Raw genomic sequence first — 18,402 nt, forward strand, 5'->3', positions numbered from 1 at the left:
CAATCCCGCATCCCCAATCCCGGCCCCAATGACCAACATCCACAGCGACAAGATCCTCATCCTCGATTTCGGCGCGCAGTACACGCAGCTGATCGCGCGGCGCATCCGCGAGCTGGGGGTCTACTGCGAGATCTGGGCCTGGGACCACGATCCGGCGCAGATCGCCGGCTTCGGCGCCAAGGGCATCATCCTGTCCGGCGGTCCCGAGTCGACCACGCTGCCGGGCGCGCCGGTCGCGCCGCAGGAAGTGTTCGACAGCGGCCTGCCGGTGTTCGGCATCTGCTACGGCATGCAGACCATGGCCGCGCAGCTGGGCGGCGCCACCGAGGCCGCCGACCAGCGCGAGTTCGGCCATGCCGAAGTGGATGTGGTGGCGGCCGATGCCTTGTTCTCCGGGCTGACCGACCACGCCGGCGCCGCGCGTCTGAACGTGTGGATGAGCCATGGCGACCATGTCTCGCAGGTGCCGCCGGGCTTCACCATCAGCGCCGTCACCGAGCGCATCCCTGTCGCGGCGATGGCCAACGAGGCCAAGCGCTGGTACGGCGTGCAGTTCCATCCGGAAGTCACCCACACGCTGCAGGGCCAGACCCTGTTGCGCCGCTTCGTGGTCGACGTGTGCGGCTGCGAGACCCTGTGGACCGCGGCCAACATCATCGACGACCAGATCGCGCGCGTGCGCGCCCAGGTCGGCGAGGACGAGGTGATCCTGGGCCTGTCCGGCGGTGTCGATTCGTCGGTGGTCGCCGCGCTGCTGCACAAGGCGATCGGCGACAAGCTGACCTGCGTGTTCGTCGATACCGGCCTGCTGCGCTGGCAGGAAGGCGACCAGGTGATGGCGATGTTCGCCGAGCACATGGGCGTCAAGGTGATCCGGGTCAATGCCGCCGACCGCTACTTCGACGCATTGGCCGGGGTCAGCGATCCGGAAGCCAAGCGCAAGATCATCGGCAACCTGTTCGTGGAGATCTTCGACGAGGAGTCGAACAAGCTGGCCAATGCCAAGTGGCTGGCGCAGGGCACGATCTATCCGGACGTGATCGAGTCGGCCGGCAGCAAGACTGGCAAGGCGCACGTGATCAAGAGCCACCACAACGTCGGCGGCCTGCCCGAGCACATGAAGCTGGGCCTGGTCGAGCCGCTGCGCGAGCTGTTCAAGGACGAAGTGCGGCGCCTGGGCGTGGAGCTCGGCCTGCCGCGCACGATGGTCTACCGCCATCCGTTCCCCGGTCCCGGGCTGGGCGTGCGCATCCTCGGCGAAGTGAAGCGCGAGTACGCCGAGCTGCTGGCCAAGGCCGATGCGATCTTCATCGAAGAGCTGCGCAAGGCCGACCTGTACGACACCACCAGCCAGGCGTTCGCGGTGTTCCTGCCGGTGAAGTCGGTGGGCGTGGTCGGCGACGCGCGCGCCTACGAATGGGTGATCGCGCTGCGCGCGGTGGAGACCATCGACTTCATGACCGCGCACTGGGCGCACCTGCCGTACGACTTCCTGGGCACGGTGAGCAACCGCATCATCAACGAACTGCGCGGCGTCTCGCGCGTGGTCTACGACATCTCCGGCAAGCCGCCGGCGACGATCGAGTGGGAGTGACCTCGGGTTTTTTGCGGGGAAGGCCGGATCATTTTCGACGCGGCGCCAGCAGCGTCCGCAGTCGATCCGGCCGCCCGGCGATCCGCTCCAGACGCGGGTAGCGCAGCGTTCCGCGGTAATCGAGGATGCGCGTGACGGTGCGGCCGTCCTGCTCGAACGTCATGCCGATCGGCGTTTCTTCTGCATGGCGCACCGCTTCGATCAGCGCCTCGCGCGTAAACGGCACGCCGCCGACCGATACGATCTTCGTCCTTGGGCCGATTCCCGCACGGTAGGCCGGGCCATTCCATGCGATCGCACGGACCAGCCCGCTGTCGGCCACCGTCAACCCGATCGAGTAGGAAAGATCGGTCGCTTCGAGTTCCTTCTCATTCTGGCGGTACGTCGCAGTCGCGGTGTCGGTGTAGACCAGCCGCCATCCCTGTTGCGCGAGACCCTCGGACACGTCGAGTTCCTCGTGGCCATCCATCCAACGTCGCAGGAAACCGGCCCAGTCATACGGCGCGACCGCATTCAGCGCCTTGGCCACATCGTCGAAGACGTAGGTCCGCGTCGGCGCATCGGGCGCGGCGCCCGCGAAAAACACCTTCGCAAAATCATCGATCCCGCGCCGTCCGCCGCTCTGCTTGCGCAATAGGGCATCGACGTCGAGCCACAGCAGGACGCCTTCCAGATAATAGTCCCGGCGGCGTTGCCAGTCGCGCCACGGCACCGGCTTGCGCAGCATGAACGCGGGATAGTTGACGTCGTCCGACAGCGATCGCCAGGCACGGCCCGGCCGGTTGACGATTTCGGCCGCATCGAGCGCCAGCTTGTCGAGGGTCTCCTCGCGCGTGCGCAGCCCCGATCGAGCGGCAAGCACGCGGCCCCAGAACTCCGTCTGGCCTTCGTACACCCAGAGCAGGCTGCCGCCCTGCGGCGCGTTCGGCGTCGGCGCCCACAGATCGGCGGGCGTCCGATACAGGCCGTTCCAGACATGAACGAATTCGTGCGCGAGGATATCGCGGTTGTTGAGCTGCCCCTCCCAGTCGGAAAAGTAGTTCGAGGGCAGGGAAATTTCGCTCGACCTGCGGTGCTCGGTTCCTCCCGCGGACCCGTCGTCCTCCATCCGGGCGAGGAAGGTGTAGCGCTCGAACGGCGCAGCACCGAACACCGCGCCTGCCTGCTCCACCATGCGGCTCAGGGCCTCGATGCGCTCCGGCGCCACGACCAGATCGTCGGGCCGGCGCGCGATCAGGTCGACCGAAACCTGCGCCGGCCCAAGCGCGGACAACGGCAGCTGCCGAGTGTGGCGCGCAGCGTAGACCGGCGCGTCGAGCAGGGTTTCGAGCGAGACCGGCGCGAACCGCGATCTGCCGTCGCCGGTGTCGAGCACCGCGAGCGAGGTGATCGGGTGCAGTCCCGCCGGGAAGGTCACCGTCGGGGCAATGCTCAAGTTGCGCGCGTACCAGCCGGCCGGGTAGAGGATCAGCCGCTGCCAGGGCACGACCACCAGATCCGGCGAGAGCGCATCGTCGGCACCCACGATCTGAAACCGCACCTCGATCGTCCGCGCTCCAACGGGCAGCTCCAGGTCGAAGGCGTGCGGATCGAGCGGGTTGCGGCGCCATGCCAGCGGCCGGCCATCGGCCTCCGCCTTCAGCCCGGCGAGATCGACCACCGACAGGCTCGGTCCATGGCTCGCCGCCTCCCAGCGTGGATAGAGCAGGGTCATGGTGCCCGCCTGCTGTACCGGGATGCGCTCACGAACGACGAACAGCTTGTGCGCGACATCGGCCTGTTCGACCTCGAGTTCGATCGTGCCGGCAAAGAGGTGGTCGACCGGGCGCGCGATCGGCGGACTCTCCAGCGTCTGCACCGGGAGCGTCGCCGTTTGCCCGGCGGCCGCGGAAACGCCGGCAAAACACGTCGTTGCCGCGACGATCAGCCCCCAAGCGCGTCGCCAAGCGAACGCTGCTGCACTCATGTCATAACTCCTTCGATGATGTACGTCGGCTTCTCGGGCAGGGAAGCCAAGCGCAGTTTCGAATCCCCCGATCTCGCGCTCGCAGCGCCCGACCTTCCAGGAGCGCGTCCGAGATCAGCGGCTCCAGCCGCAGCGAATTTGCGGCGAACGTCACGGGCAATGCCTTCGGTTTGGGTCGCTGCGGATCGGGACATGCAAATCCCACGGAAGGCGTCGAATACCGTGCGGTAGCGCGTGCGGGTTTTCGGATCTTCGTCGATCACGGACGAAGATCGCGCGGACCATCCGCAAGCCGACCGGACCCTCGCCGGATCCGAGCGCCGATCCGATCAGCGCGCTGGCGTGTCGGCACCGTCGCTCGACCGAGTCATCAGGATGGTGCCGGCGATCATGTCAAACAGATGGTCGGCCCGTGGCGCGAATCCGGGTTGGCCGACCAGCCAGGCGAGCGCCGACATGAGCGCGAACAGGTCGGTCCCGTCCATGTCGGCACGCGCCGTTCCCTCGGCCTGAGCGCGCAGCAACAGGCGCGCGCCTGCCGCGTGCACCGCCGCGCATGTCGCGTAGAGCGCGGACTCCGGGTCTGCGTGGGCGCTCGCCATCAAGGCGACGACGCCGCTGTAGCTATGGGTGAACGCCACCCCTTCGCGAAACCAGGACACGAGCGCCTCGTCGGGTGGGCTCGACGCTTCGAGTTCGCCTGCCTTCTGCGTCAGCGCCTCCAGATTCATGCGCAGCAACGCTTCGAACAAGGCTTCCCGCGTCGGGAAATGACGCAGCAGCGTGGCCAATCCCACCTCGGCGCGACGGGCGATATCGCGCATGGACGCGTCGGCACCATGCTCGGTCACGACGTCCCGCGCGACGGCAAGGAGATGGCTGTAGTTTTTTCTGGCGTCGGCGCGCATGGGTTGCCTTGACAAATGGATCAGTGGTCCGGAGGATGCGGTCACATGTGGATCAGTGATCCATAAGATACCGCGCGCTTGTACAAATTGAAACAAAAGACCCGATGTCGTCTCCCTGCGTTTGACAAATGGATCAGTGATCCATATAGTTGGATCGCTGATCCGGATCGAGCGAGCCAGAAGTCCTGGCTCAGCGCACCGCACAGACACAGCGCACTTCTGCCAACCGGGCAGACACGCTGTCCGACACGACAGGAGAAGGTCATGGGAAAGCTTGAAGGTAAGGTTGCAGTCATCACCGGCGGCGCCACGGGCATCGGCCGCGCCGCAGCGAAGCGCTTCGTCGAGGAGGGCGCCTTGGTCTTCCTCTTCGGCCGCCGGCAGGAAGCGCTCGACGCCGCTGTGGCCGAGCTCGGGCCCAATGCCCGCGCGGTGCAGGGCTCGGTCGCGGACGAGGCCGACCTCGATCGGCTCTACGCAGCGGTGAAGGCCGAGCGCGGGACGCTCGACATCGTCTTCGCCAATGCAGGGGCGGGAAGCCAGCTTCGGCTCGGCGAGATCACCGCCGCGCACCTCGACGAAACCTTCGACACCAACGTGAAGGGGACGATCTTCACGGTGCAGAAGGCGCTGCCGCTGATGGGCGAGGGCGGTTCGATCATCCTGACCGGATCGAGCGCCGGCACCACGGGCGCCCCGGGAATGAGCGCCTACAGCGCGAGCAAGGCGGCGGTGCGCAACCTCGCGCGGACCTGGGCGGAGGACCTGAAGGGCACCGGGATCCGGGTCAACGTGCTGTCGCCCGGGGCGACGGCGACCGAGCTGGCGAAGGCGGCGCTGGGCGAGGAGGGCCAGAAGGTCTTCGCCGCGATGACGCCGCTGCAGCGCATGGCCGATCCGGCCGAGATCGGCGCCGTGGCCGCCTTTCTCGCGTCGTCGGACAGCAGCTTCATGACCGCCAGCGAGGTCGCCGTCGACGGCGGCCTGGCGCAACTCTGACGCGCTGCGTCCGGCGGTCGCTCCATTCGACAGTCGGAGCCCGCAGGTCGCGGTGAACCAACAGGAGGATCTATGAACTACGCAATCATCGGCTTCGGCAATGTCGGCCAGGCGCTGGCCAAGGCGTTCGCGCGCAACGGCATCGAAGTGTCCGTTGCCACCACGCGCGCTCCGGAAAATTTCGCGTCCGCTGCAGCCGCGATCGGCCCCACGATCATCCCCAACACGCTGGCGGAAGCGGTCAAGGCGGACATCGTCTTTTTGGCGGTCCGTTTCGAGTCGCACCCGGATGTCGCCAAAGCGCTCCCCAGCTGGCAGGGGAAGACCATCGTCGATGTGACCAATGCCTACGGCGTGCCCACCGAGGAACTGGGGGGACAGCCTTCTTCCAAGGCCGTCGCGCAAGCCTTCTCTGGCGGACGGCTGGTCAAGGGCTTCAATCATCTGGGCGCCGCGGTCCTCGCCCAGGCCCCCGCGGTACATGGCGGCAGGAGAGTCGTGTTCCTGGCGAGCGACGATGACGCTGCCGCAGCGGAAATCGCTGCGCTTGCGGAAGAACTCGGTTTCTCGCCAGTCAAACTTGGCGGGCTTTCGGAAGGCGGGCTGCTGGTCCAGGCACGCGGGAACAGCTGGGGTCCACTGATCTTCAAGGACTTGGTCAAGTTCGACTGATGAACACGGCGTCCCCGCCCAGCAGGGGCGGGACGCCCGCAATCGAGCGCGATCCGATCCGAAGCAAAGGAGACATTCCCATGAGTACCGAGAAGAACATCCAGACCGTGAAGGACTTCTTCGCCGCACTCGGCCGCGGCGACAGGCAGGGTCTGCTGGCGCTGGTCGCCGAAGACATCGAGTGGATCGTCCCGGGCGAAGAATGGCCGCTGGCCGGCACGTATCGCGGACACGCGGGGCTGGCGGAGTTGCTTGAGACGGCATCCAGGTCGATGGAAACGTCCACGCAACCCCGTGAGTTCGTAGCGCAAGGCGACCGGGTTCTGGTCGTCGGCTTCGCCAGCGGGAAGGTCAAAGCCACGGACAAGAGGTTCGAGGACAACTGGATCTTCGCCATCACCGTCCGTGACGGCAGACTGGCCAGCATCCGCGAATACATCGACACCCAGGCACTGGCGCGGGCCTCGCGGATGGACGCGTCCGGGCTCGCTTAGCGCTGGCCGCGTGCGGCCGCCGGGTCCGGGTAAACGGTGAATCAGCCGTGGATCGCCCACTCGCAGGTCACGCACTGGCCGAATACCCAACCGTAACGGAGATCGCGATGTACGACCAATCCAAACTATCCGAATTGATCCGGTTCGCACGTGTCGATGCAGGCTCCACTGTCATCGACATCTACCCAGGCGACGGCGACTGGACCCGTCTGTTCTCCGACATCGTGGGACCCGCAGGACGGGTCTACAGCGTCGTGCCGGCCGAAGTCGCGCACTTCAGCAACGATCCGGTCGGCCGCATGCGCGCGCTTGCGAAGGAGCCGGGCCGAGACAACGTCGAAGTCGTCTCGGCGGACCTCGTGGCGATGCCGGAGGCCATGCAGCCGGCAGATGTGCTGTGGCTGCACCTGTTCTACCACGATCTGCATACCGCGCTGATCCAGGCCAGGGGCGCGACCGCGGCGCGCTTCAATCGAGCCGTCTACGCGCGGCTGCGGCCCGGCGGGTCCTACGTCATCGTCGACCATGCCGCCGCTGTCGGTGCGGGTACGAGCGAGGCCTCGTCGCTGCATCGGATCGAGCCTGCATCCGTCCGCGAGGAGGTGGAGGCGGCAGGCTTCGTGCTGGAGGCGGAAACCGGCCTGCTCGCGAACCGCGACGATCCGCACTCGGTCAAAGTGTTCGATCCCCTGGTAAAGGGCGAGACCGATCGCTTCGCCTATCGATTCGTGAAGCCTTGATCAGCGCGAAGGTTCCGGCCTGATCCGGAACCAGATGGAGTACATGGCCGGCAGGAACACCAGGGTCAGAACCGTCCCGGCGAAGGTGCCGCCGATCAGCGTGTAGGCGAGGGTGCCCCAGAACACCGAATGGGTCAGCGGGATGAACGCCAGGATCGCGGCCAGCGCGGTCAGGATCACCGGCCGCGCGCGCTGCACGGTGGCTTCGACGACCGCATCGAACGGGCTCAGCCCTTCCTGTTCGTTGTGGTGGATCTGTCCGATCAGGATCAGCGTGTTGCGCATCAGGATGCCCGACAGCGCGATCAGGCCGACCAGCGCATTGATGCCGAAGGGCTGCTGGAACACGAGCAGCGTCGGCGCGACGCCGATCAGGCCGAGCGGACTGGTGGCGAACACCATGACCATGGCCGCGATCGAACGCACCTGCAAGATGATGATGAGCAGGGTGAGCGCGACCATGATCGGGAACAGCGGCAGCATCGCCTTGGTGGCCTTGCCGGCCTCCTCGATCGAGCCCGCCTGTTCGATCCGGTAGCCGGGCGGAAGCGTGCCGATGATCGGCTGCAGTTGGCCCATGATGGCGGTGGAAACGTCCGGGGGCTGCAGGCCTTCGGCGATGTCGCCGCGGACGGTGATGGTCGGCGTGCGATCGCGGCGGCGCAGGATGGGATCCTCCATGCGCACATCGACGCTGCCGGCCTGGGACAGCGGGATGCGCTGTCCTGCCGCTCCGACCAGCGTGAAGCCGGCGATCTTCGCCGGATCGAAACGGATCTCGCCGGCCGCGCGTCCCAGCACCTGCACAGAACGGATGTCCTCGCGCACCTCGGTCAGCGGCACGCCGCTCAACAGGAACTGCAGCTGCGAGGCCACGGCGCTGGAGGTCAGCCCGACGGCCTGGAGCCGGTCCTGGTCGAGGGTGAAGCGCAAGGTGGGGACGCGCGGCCCCCAATCCGTATTGACCGTGCGCATCATCGGGCTGGCATGCATGACATCGGCGACGTCGCCTGCGATCTTGCGCAGCACGTCCGGGTCGGGCCCCATGACGCGATACGCCACCGGAAACGGCGAAGGCGGCCCGAACACGATCTGGGTGGCGCGCACCTGTGCCTCCGGCGCCAAGCCGTCGGCCACGGCCCGGCGCAGCCTGAACTTGAGCACTTCGCGTTGCTTGTCGTCGCCGGCGAGCACCACGATCTTGGCGAACGACGGATCAGGCAGTTCGGGCGACATCGCCAGGAAGAACCGTGGCGCGCCCTGGCCGATGTAGGACGTCACGATCCGCGCTTCCTTCTGTTTCGCCAGCCAGGCTTCGACCTTCGCCGTCGCCGCACTGGTCTGCTCGATCGAGGTGCCGTAGGGCATCTGTACCTCGACCAGCACCTCGGGCCGGTCGGAGGTCGGGAAGAACTGCTTGTTGACCACGCCCATGCCGACGATGGACAGCGCGAACAGCCCGAGCACCGTGCCGGCGACCAGCCATTTGCGCGCGATGACGCGCCCGAGCACCTGCCGGAAGCGGTTGTAGTGGCGGGTGTCGTAGATGGCGGCGTGGCCGCCTTCGATCTTCTTGATGTCCGGCAGCAGCTTCACGCCCAGGTAGGGAGTGAACACCACCGCGACGACCCAGGACGCGATCAGGGCGATGCCGACGATCCAGAACATGTTGCTGGTGTATTCGCCGGCCGTGGAGCGCGCGAACCCGTTGGGCATGAAGCCCACGGCCGTGACCAGCGTGCCGGACAGCATGGGCGCCGCCGTATGGCTCCACGCATAGGCCGAGGCGGCGACGCGGCTATAGCCTTCCTCCATCTTCACCACCATCATTTCGATGGCGATGATGGCGTCGTCCACCAGCAGGCCCAGCGCCAGGATCAGCGAGCCGAGCGTGATGCGGTCGAAGTTCTTGCCGCTCGCGGCCATGACCACGAATACCGCCGCCAGCGTCAGCGGTACCGCCGCGGCGACCACGAGGCCGACACGCCAGCCCATGCTGACGAAGCACACCACCATCACCACCAGCAGGGCGACGAAGAACTTGACCATGAACTCGTCGACCGCCGAACCGATGTTGACGGCCTGGTCGGTCACCTTGCTCAGCGTCATGCCCAGCGGCAACCCGGCGTTGACCTTGGCCACTTCCGCCTCCAGCGCCTTGCCCAGATCCAGGCCGTTCCAGTCCTCGCGCATCACCACGCCCAGCAGCAGCGCAGGTTCGCCGTTGTTGCGGACCAGGAAGGTGGCGGGATCCTCGTAGCCGCGTTCCACGGTCGCCACATCCGACAGCTTCAGCGTCCGTCCCTGGGCGACGATCGGGGTCTGCCGGATCTTCTCCAGGCTGTCGAACGCGCCATCGACGCGCAGGAAGACCTGCGGTCCCTTGGTCTGGATGGAGCCGGCCGGGGTCAGCACGTTCTGGCTGTTGAGCGCGGCGAAGATGTCCTGCGGCGCGACGCCCAGCGTGGCCAGGCGGTCGTGGGAGAAGGAGACGAAGATGCGCTCGGGCTGCTCGCCTATGATGTTGACCTTCTTCACCCCCGCAACGTGCAGCAATTGCTGGCGCAGCGTCTCGGCGTCGCGCACCAGCAGCCGTTGCGGTTCGCCCTTGGCCTTGAGCGCGAACAGCGCGAAGGTCACGTCGGCGTACTCGTCGTTGAGCATGGGGCCGATGACGCCGGCCGGCAGTTTCCTGGCCTCGTCGCCGAGTTTCTTGCGGGCCTGATAGAACTCTTCCTGCACCTGCGCAGGCGGGGTGCTGTCGAGCAGCGAAATCATGGTGAAGGCCAGGCCGGGGCGCGTATAGGTTTCCGCGCGGTCGTACCAGCGCAGTTCCTGCAGGCGTTTTTCCAGCGGTTCGGCGACCTGGTCCTGCATCTCCTGCGCGGTCGCGCCCGGCCAGGCGGTGACGACCGTCATCTGCTTGATCGTGAACGGCGGATCTTCCGCGCGTCCGAGCTGGAAGAACGCGAGCACGCCGGCAACGGAGATCAGGAAGATCAGGAACAGCGTGATCGAACGCTCGCGCACCGCCAGCGCCGACAGATTGAAACGCCCCTCGCTCATGGACGCGCTCCGCCGGCCAGCGCCTGGCCCTGGCCGATCGGCCTGACCAGTTGGCCTTCGCGCAGCAGATGTGCGCCCAGCGACACCACTTGGTCGCCAGCCTGGAGATTGCCTTTCACCTGCGCCACCTCGTCGGTCAGGCCGAGCACCTGGACCGAGCGCCAGACGACCTTTGCAGGCTTGCCCTCGACGGCCCACACGCCCGGGCCCTTGCCTGGATCGAACACGGCGCCGATCGGGACTTGCAGCGAAGCGGCGGCGTCCGTGCCGGTCGGGATTTCGACGGTGACGGTGGCGCCCAGCGGCGCCCGGGCCAACGCGCCGTCGAGCACGTACCTGGCCTCGTAGGTGCGGGTCAGCCGATCGGCCGCATCGGACAGCTGCCGCAAGGTCGCCGGCACCGCGGCCTGGCGATCGCCGTACAGCCTGGCATGCGCCAGCGAACCCACAGCCGGCCGCAGCGTCTCCGGCAATTGCACGATGGCTTCGCGCTGGCCCGCATGCGCCAGGCGCATCACCGGCTGCCCGGCGCCGACCACTTGCCCCGGTTCGGCCAGCGTCTCCACGACCACGCCATCGGCGTCGGCGAGCAGGACGGCATAGCCGGACGCGTTCCTGGCGACGCCGGCTTGCGCCTCGGCCGCCTTGAGTTGCGCCCGCGCCGTGTCGGCGGCGGCCTTGATCTGATCGTAGGCGGACGCCGAGACGGCGCCTTCGGCGACCAGGTCGCGATAGCGCGCCGCATCGTCGGCGGTCTGCGTGGCGCGCGCCCGGGCTGCGGCGACCGTTTCCTGCTGCGCCTGCGCCTGCAGGCCCAGGTCGATCGGGTCCATGCGCATGAGCGCCTGGCCGCGCTTGACGGTCTGGCCGGTATCGACCAGGCGCTCGAGCACCTTGCCCGGCACGCGAAACGCCAGATCGCTTTGGATCCGGGCCGCGACGACCCCCGTGAACGACCGCGGCGCGGCGGCACCGCCGTGGACGGCCCTGACCCTGACCAGCGGCGCCTCCGTACGCGGATCGGCGGCATGTTCGTTACCGCATGCCGCTAGGACAAGAGGCAACAGGCAGATGGCATACGCAACAAACTGGCGCCGAAGCATGGGAACCCTTCCTGACGGGATAGGGCGTCCATTCTATACCTGTGACCAAAATGGTCAATAGTCACAACAAGGGGTCAGGGCGACAGGCTGCGCAGGATCAGGCCGGACAACTGGCCCGCCGCCTCGGCGGCGTTGTCCAGGTTGTGCTGCAGCAACAGCGGATTGATGAACGGGCGCATGACCAGGTAGATGGCGCCGGCTGTCTCGTCCAGCGGGGTCTTGCGCTCGAATTCGCCGGCTTCGCGACCGTCGCGCACGATCTGCAGGACCAGGGCCTTGATGTGCTCTTCGTAGGCGCGGGCGGAGGGCCAGGATTCGGCGGCCGAGGTCCTGGCGATGTCGTAGAGCTTGCGATCGTCGAAGAACAGTTCGCTGCCGGACTCCACAAGAGCCTTGAAAACGCGTCTCAAGCGCTCGGAGGCGGAAGGCGCGCCGGCGACGGCTTCGTCGACCGCGGCCATGATCGCGCTGAGGCGATTGGAGCAGATGACCTCGCCGATCGCCTGCTTGGAATCGAAGAACTTGTAGATGTAGGCCTTGGAAAAGCCGATCGCTTTGGCCAGGTCGGAAACGGTCGTCTTGTCGTAGCCGTACAGGCCGAAATATTCGGTCGCCGCCTCGACGATCTGGTCTCGGACATCGTGGTCCGAAGGTCCCCTGGGTTGGGGCGCGGGAGAAAGGGTCTTGGTCATGGCCACAGCGTACCGCGCGGCCCGTGGATTTGACAAATAGTGACCATTTCGTAATATGGTCACATCAGCCGGCTTTCAGGATCGCCATGCAGTTCCGTCGCTCTCTCGTCCTTTTGCTCTGCGCCGGCGTGACGGCCGGCTGCGCGGTCGGCCCCGACTACCGCCGACCCGAGGCGCCGCTGCCCAGCCACTACGTCGGACAGACGCAGGCCGGGCAGGCCAACGGCCCGTCTGCGGTCGACCTGGCGGCATGGTGGCAAGGCTTCGACGATCCGTTGCTGACGCGCCTGGTGGCGTCGGCGCTCGAGCAGAACCTGGACCTGGCGCAGGCGGCCGCGCGCGTCGCCCAGGCACGCGCCGGGCTTGGCGTGGCCAACGCAGCCCTGCTTCCGTCGGCAGCCGTCAGTGGTTCGACGGCGCGCGCGCGCCAGTCGCTGGAAACCCCGTTGGGGCAGGTGCTCGATGCCGCGCCCGGATACGACAGATTGGGAAGCGCCTACGAGTTGGACCTGGAGGCAGGCTGGGAGGCGGACGTGTTCGGCGGCCTGCGGCGTGGCCATGAGGCGGCATTGGCCGACTATCAAGCCTCGCAAGCCGGTGCCGGGGCAGTGCGGTTGGCGGTAGCCGCGCAGACCGCCGACATCTACATCACCATCCGCGGCCTGCAGACGCGCCTCGACATCGCCCGGCGCCAGGTCGGGACCCAGCAGGAGCTGCTGGCGAAAGTCGGCCTGCTCTACAACAAGGGACTGGCTGCCGAGTACGAAGTGCGGCAGACGGAAGGCGCGCTGTCGCAAGTGCAGGCGACGGTTCCCGGCCTGCAGACGGGCCTGGATGTGGCGATGAACGCCTTGGATGTGATGCTGGGTGTCCCGCCTGGGACGCATCGCGCCGAACTGGAAGCCGCCGCGCCGATTCCGGCGACGCCAGCAATTGCCGGGATGGGGTCCCCGGCCGACCTGCTGCAACGTCGCCCCGACCTCGTCGTCGCAGAACGCCGGCTCGCGGCGGCCAATGCCCGCATCGGTGAGGCGGTCGCGGAGTATTACCCGAAGTTCTCGTTGAGCGGCTTGCTGGGAAGCGCCACCGCGGTATCCAGCGGCAATCTGTTCACCAGCGGCGCCAGCCAGACGGCAGGTGTGTTGGGACTGCGCTGGCGGCTTTTCGATTTCGGCCGCATCAATGCGCAGATCGATCTGGCCAAGGGACAGGATGCCGAGGCCTTGGCCGCCTATCGCCAAGCGGTTCTGCGCGCGACCGAGGATGTCGAGAACGCCTTTTCGGCATTGGTCAATCGTCGGGACCAGGCCACGCTGTTGCAGCAAGGCGAGACATCGCTGACCCGGGCCAGGGGATTGGCGTTTACCGCGTACCAGCGCGGGACCGCGAGCCTGATCGACGTGCTGCATGCCGACGCATCGCTGTTGAACGCGTCCGACGCGAGAGCGCAGGCGCAGACCGAATCGGCGCGAGCCGCCGTCGCCGCGTTCCGTGCGCTCGGTGGCGGCTGGCAACCGATGTCTTCCGACGCGGTAGCGGCTCGTGGACCGTGAGGTACGAATGACTGCTTGACGGTCATGCCATCAAGGCAGATCGCAGGCATGCTGCCGCCGCGGGCCGATGCGATCCCATGGGCCGGGACCGCATGGATGCAGTTGCAACCTTCGGTTGATCGCACGAGCGCATCGCGTACACTTTTTTCGGAAAGCGAACGCCATGCGCCCACGACGGGCGACGAGGGAGTGGCACATGCGGATAGGGCGACAGAGGTTTCTGGCGGCGGCGCTCCTGGCCTTCGGGCTTGCGGTATCCATTCCGGCAGCGTTCGCTGCCGGAGCGAAGCAGGCTGCAAGCGCGACGGAAACCGGCTTGGATGCGCGCGGACATCTGCGCGCTGTCGCGACCGGACGCGGTGAGTCGTTCGCGTATACGCGGCTGCAGCAAGGGGTCCAGGTCCGAATCGGCCAGATCGCCAAGAACGTGATCTTCTACGGGCCGCAGACCGTTCGCGTGAATGCGAACCTTGGAGAGAATTACTGGACTGCTCCCAGCCTGGCGGTGATCGGCAAGCCGCACCCCATCCCCTTCGCCACCAGCGAGACTGCGGAGACGCTGACGCTCAAGAGCGCCGCGCTGCGCGTTGAAATCAGCAAGAAGACCGGCGCGGTGCGTTTTCTCGACGCTGCGGGCAAGCTCTATACCGAAGAAACCAGCGATGCGCCGCAGACCTTGAACAAGGTCGTGGTGTCGGGCGCGCCGACGTTCGAGGCGGCCAACCGCTTCACCTTGCGCCCGGACGAGGCGATCTACGGCCTGGGTTTCCTCGGCGAGCAGAGCAGCAATCGGCGCGGCAAGGAACTGCTGCTGGTGCAGACCAACGTGGGCATCGTCATTCCCGTGCTGATGTCCTCGCGCCGCTACGGGATCCTGTGGGACACCTACTCGCAGATGCGCTTCAAGGACGATGCGGACGGCGCATCGATGTGGGCCGAAAGCGCGCCCGGCGGCGTCGATTACTACTTCATGGGCGGCGACACCCCCGATGCGGTGGTCGCGGCCTACCGGGCGCTGACCGGCCAGGCGCCGATGTATCCGAAGCAGGCGTTCGGCCTGTTCATGAGCAAGGAACGCTACAAGACCCAGGAGCAGTTGCTCGACGTCGCCCGCAGCTTCCGCAACGACGGATTCCCGCTCGACTACATCGTGCAGGACTGGCAGTACTGGGGATCGGACAAGGACGGCAGCTGGAGCGGCATGACCTGGGATCCGGTCCGCTATCCCGATCCTGCCGGCATGGCGCGCCAGGTGCACGACATGCACATGAAGCTGATGGTGTCGATCTGGCCCTCGGTCGGCGACGATACCGCGCTGGCCCACGAACTGGACCAGCACCAGTTGCGTTTCGCGCCGCTGCACTGGATCTCCAAGCACGCGCGCGTCTACGACGCCTACAGTCCGCTGGGGCGGCAGATCTACTTCAAGCACATCAAGTCGGGCCTGCTCGACAAGGGCGTCGATGCGCTGTGGATGGATGGGACCGAGATCGAAGTCAGCAGCGCCATGTGGAACGCGCAGGACAATATCCGCGACACCAAGGCGCTGGGGTCCAACGCCCTGGGCGACTTCACCCGTTACCTCAATCCCTATTCGCTGCTCACCACGCAGGGCACCTACGACGGCCAGCGCGCGACCAGCGACAAGCGCGTGTTCACGCTGACCCGCTCGGCGTGGGCGGGCGCGCAGCGCACCGCGGCGGCGTCCTGGAGCGGCGACATCTACGCCAGTTGGAAGACGCTGCAGCAGCAGGTCGCCGAAGGCGTCAATGTGACCGTGACCGGCAATCCCTACTGGACCCAGGACACGGGCGGCTTCTTCGTCGCCGATTTCCCCGGCGGCGAAGGCAACCCGGCCTGGCGCGAACTCTATGCGCGCTGGCTGCAGTTCTCGGCGTTCAATCCGCTCATGCGGATCCACGGCACCAACGTCGAGCGCGAGCCGTACCGGTTCAAGTCGACGGACCCGGCGGTCTATGCCTCGCTGCTCAAGAGCACGCAGCTGCGCTATCGCATGCTGCCCTATATCTACAGCCTCAGCTGGAAGGTGACCGCGGACGGCTACACGCTGATGCGGCCGCTGATGATGGATTTCCCCGACGATCGCGCCACCGACACCATCGACGATACCTTCATGTTCGGCGGCGCCTTCCTCGTCCATCCGGTGACGCGGGCGATGTACCACGTCGAACCGCCGCCTGCGACGACCATCCCGGGCGAGGTGCTGCGCACGCCGGACGGGAAGCCGGGCCTGGCTGGCCAGTATTTCGAAGGCGAGAATTTCCAGACGCCCAAGAGCCGCTTCGTCGATCCGAAGGTGGACCACACCTGGCCCGATCCGCCGCTGGCCGAGGTGCCGGCCGGCCTTTCCGGCCTGAAGCACTTCTCCGCACGTTGGCAGGGCACGCTGACCGCGCCTGAAGAAGGGGAATACGAGATCGGGGTCGAAGGCGACGACGGTTTCCGGCTGATGCTCGACGGCAAGACCGTCGTGCAGGATTGGGACGCCGGCGCTGCGCGCTACAAGGCAACGACGGTCGCGCTGCGCAAGGGCCAGTTGGTCAGGCTCGGGCTCGAGTATTACCAGGGCGATGCCGAGCGCATGCTGCGCCTGGCGTGGAGAACGCCGAGCGAGCGGCAGGCGCTGAACGCGCCGCGCGCCGCCCTCGACGACAACGTCGACACCTATCTGCCCAAGGGCGCGGACTGGTACGACTTCTGGACCAATCAGCGCTTCGATGGCGGCCGCCACGTCTCACGGCGCACGCCGCTGGATCTGCTGCCGCTCTACGTGCGGGCCGGATCGATCGTGCCGATGGGGCCGCAGGTGCAATACGCCACGCAAGCGCCGGGGGCGCCGTACGAGGTACGGATCTATCCGGGCGCGAACGCACGCTTCACCCTGTACGAGGACGACAACGAGACCTATGCCTATGAAAAGGGCGCCCATGCCACCTACGATCTGGTCTGGAACGATGCGACCAGAACGCTGAGCATCGGCGCGCGGCGCGGCGGCTTTCCCGGCATGACCGCGCAGCGCGAACTCGACGTCGTGCTGATGGACGGCGCCGCCAAAGGCGGCATGGAGCCGGCAGCGGCCACCAAACGCATTTCCTACACCGGCGCCCCCGTCACCGTCCGGTTCTGAAATCTCCCTGCGTCGGTGTCCGGAGGAGTACGCCGTTGTCGAAACCCGCCATGTTCGCCGCGCTGGTCCTCGCCATCGGCCTGCCGCTGGCGACGGCGCGCGCCGACAACCCCATCGTGCAGACCCGGTTCACGGCGGACCCGGCGCCGCTGGTCCACGACGGCGTCCTGTATCTGTACACCAGCCATGACGAGGACGATGCCGCCGGCTTCAAGATGCTCGACTGGCGGCTGTACCGTTCCACCGACCTGGTCAACTGGACCGACCGCGGCGTGGTCGCCTCGCTCAAGACCTTTCCGTGGGCGGTGCAGAGCAACGATGCCTGGGCGCCGCAGGTGGTCGCGCGCGGCGGCAGGTTCTATCTGTATGTGCCGATCAGCGTGGCCGGTTCGCCCAAGAACGTCATCGCGGTCGCCGTGGCCGACACGCCCGACGGGCCATTCCGCGATGCGCTGGGCAAGCCGCTGATCGCGCCGGCCGAGGGCTTCTTCGACCCGACCGTGTGGATCGACGACGACGGCCAGGCGTACCTGTACTGGGGCAACCCGGACCTGTGGTACGTCAGGCTCAACCCCGACATGGTGTCCTATTCCGGCCCGATCACCAAAGTGCAGAGCAAGCCGGCGGACTATCAGGAGGGGCCGTGGTTCTACAAGCGCGGCGGCCGCTACTACATGGCCTACGCGTCGACCTGTTGCCCGGAAGGGATCGGCTATGCGATGAGCGACGGCCCGACCGGTCCATGGGTGCACAAGGGCAAGATCATGGACCCGAACCAGGGCTCTACCGGCAACCATCCCGGCATCGTCGACTACAAGGGCGGCTCCTATCTGTTCGGCTTCAACTACTGGCTCAACTTCGAAACGACGCCGATCCATCACGAACGCCGCTCGGTCACCGTCACCAGGTTCCAGTACCGGCCAGACGGCAGCATTCCCAAGCAGCCGTGGTGGGACCGCAAGGGGGTGGCGCAGCTCGGCACCATCGATCCGTACACGCGGGTGGAGGCCGAGACGATCGCCTGGACGTCGCGGCTCAAGCGCGACCGCGACCGGCCGTACGACTGGGCGCCGGGTGTAGACACCGCAGGCGACGCGGCTACCGGTATGTACGTCACACGCATCGCCGACCGCAGCTACATCAAGGTTGCCGGCGTCGACTTCGGCACGCCGGGCGCCAAGCGTTTTGTCGCCAGCGTCGCCAACGCGGTTGCGCAATCGTCGATCGAGCTGCGGCTCGACGGCGTGGACGGTCCGCCGATCGGCACGCTGCAGGTCGGCGCGAGCGATGCTGCGGGGCGCTGGCAGGAACGCACGGCGTCGGTGTCCGGCGCTGCCGGCACGCACGATCTGTACATGCTGTTCAAAGGCGGCGCGGAGCCATCGCTGTTCGATTTCGACTATTGGCGTTTCGCGCGTTGAAGCCTCTGCCAGGGCGGCACGGGCATTCGTGTTGCGGCGTCATTCG

At 66.8% G+C, this 18,402-nt stretch carries 13 protein-coding genes; 8 read left to right on the forward strand and 5 right to left on the reverse strand.

Annotation, left to right across the window (positions count from 1 at the left end; all coding sequences use genetic code 11):
- Positions 1-28 precede the first annotated feature (28 nt).
- Positions 29-1,594 (forward strand): glutamine-hydrolyzing GMP synthase, encoded by a 1,566-nt coding sequence (gene guaA, locus HEP74_RS10070; RefSeq protein ID WP_185816315.1) that lies wholly within the window; start codon positions 29-31, stop codon positions 1,592-1,594.
- 28 nt (positions 1,595-1,622) lie between these two features.
- On the opposite strand, the gene HEP74_RS10075 is transcribed toward guaA, so the two are convergent.
- Both HEP74_RS10075 and HEP74_RS10080 read right to left on the reverse strand, forming a co-directional pair.
- Positions 1,623-3,560, reverse strand: coding sequence for a M61 family metallopeptidase (locus HEP74_RS10075; protein WP_185816316.1), 1,938 nt, complete (start codon positions 3,558-3,560; stop codon positions 1,623-1,625).
- Positions 3,561-3,889: 329 nt separating this feature from the next.
- Positions 3,890-4,468, reverse strand: a complete 579-nt coding sequence (locus tag HEP74_RS10080; RefSeq protein ID WP_185816317.1) for a TetR/AcrR family transcriptional regulator — start codon at positions 4,466-4,468, stop codon at positions 3,890-3,892.
- A gap of 264 nt (positions 4,469-4,732) precedes the next feature.
- Between HEP74_RS10080 and HEP74_RS10085 the strand changes: the two genes are divergently transcribed.
- The 4 genes from HEP74_RS10085 (at position 4,733) to HEP74_RS10100 (ending at position 7,373) form a co-directional block, all read left to right on the forward strand.
- Complete coding sequence (locus tag HEP74_RS10085) at positions 4,733-5,467, forward strand: SDR family NAD(P)-dependent oxidoreductase (protein ID WP_185816318.1); 735 nt, start codon at positions 4,733-4,735, stop codon at positions 5,465-5,467.
- Positions 5,468-5,539: 72 nt separating this feature from the next.
- A complete protein-coding gene (locus HEP74_RS10090) occupies positions 5,540-6,139 on the forward strand; it encodes an NADPH-dependent F420 reductase (RefSeq protein WP_185816319.1) in 600 nt (199 codons plus the stop codon).
- Between the two features lie 80 nt (positions 6,140-6,219).
- Positions 6,220-6,633, forward strand: a complete 414-nt coding sequence (locus HEP74_RS10095) for a nuclear transport factor 2 family protein (protein WP_185816320.1) — start codon at positions 6,220-6,222, stop codon at positions 6,631-6,633.
- Between the two features lie 107 nt (positions 6,634-6,740).
- A complete protein-coding gene (locus tag HEP74_RS10100) occupies positions 6,741-7,373 on the forward strand; it encodes a class I SAM-dependent methyltransferase (protein WP_185816321.1) in 633 nt (210 codons plus the stop codon).
- On the opposite strand, the gene HEP74_RS10105 is transcribed toward HEP74_RS10100, so the two are convergent.
- The 3 genes from HEP74_RS10105 to HEP74_RS10115 form a co-directional block, all read right to left on the reverse strand.
- Complete coding sequence (locus tag HEP74_RS10105; RefSeq protein WP_185816322.1) at positions 7,374-10,439, reverse strand: efflux RND transporter permease subunit; 3,066 nt, start codon at positions 10,437-10,439, stop codon at positions 7,374-7,376. It abuts the gene before it with no gap.
- Positions 10,436-11,542 (reverse strand): efflux RND transporter periplasmic adaptor subunit, encoded by a 1,107-nt coding sequence (locus tag HEP74_RS10110; protein WP_185816323.1) that lies wholly within the window; start codon positions 11,540-11,542, stop codon positions 10,436-10,438. Before HEP74_RS10110 ends, HEP74_RS10105 begins: the two co-directional genes overlap by 4 nt.
- A 74-nt stretch (positions 11,543-11,616) precedes the next feature.
- Positions 11,617-12,234: a TetR/AcrR family transcriptional regulator gene (locus tag HEP74_RS10115; RefSeq protein ID WP_185816574.1), complete on the reverse strand. Its 618-nt coding sequence runs from the start codon at positions 12,232-12,234 to the stop codon at positions 11,617-11,619.
- Positions 12,235-12,320: 86 nt separating this feature from the next.
- Between HEP74_RS10115 and HEP74_RS10120 the strand changes: the two genes are divergently transcribed.
- From HEP74_RS10120 to HEP74_RS10130, 3 genes are all read left to right on the forward strand, one after another.
- Entirely contained in the window at positions 12,321-13,787 is a 1,467-nt protein-coding gene (locus tag HEP74_RS10120; RefSeq protein ID WP_185816324.1) for an efflux transporter outer membrane subunit, read from the forward strand.
- Positions 13,788-14,244: 457 nt separating this feature from the next.
- On the forward strand, positions 14,245-16,935 hold the full coding sequence (locus tag HEP74_RS10125) for a glycoside hydrolase family 31 protein (RefSeq protein WP_343203500.1): 2,691 nt from the start codon (positions 14,245-14,247) through the stop codon (positions 16,933-16,935).
- Positions 16,936-16,970: 35 nt separating this feature from the next.
- Positions 16,971-18,356 (forward strand): glycoside hydrolase family 43 protein, encoded by a 1,386-nt coding sequence (locus HEP74_RS10130; protein WP_221893178.1) that lies wholly within the window; start codon positions 16,971-16,973, stop codon positions 18,354-18,356.
- The last annotated feature ends 46 nt before the right edge of the window (positions 18,357-18,402 follow it).

The organism is Xanthomonas sp. SS, assembly GCF_014236835.1.
Classification (GTDB): Bacteria; Pseudomonadota; Gammaproteobacteria; order Xanthomonadales; family Xanthomonadaceae; genus Xanthomonas_A.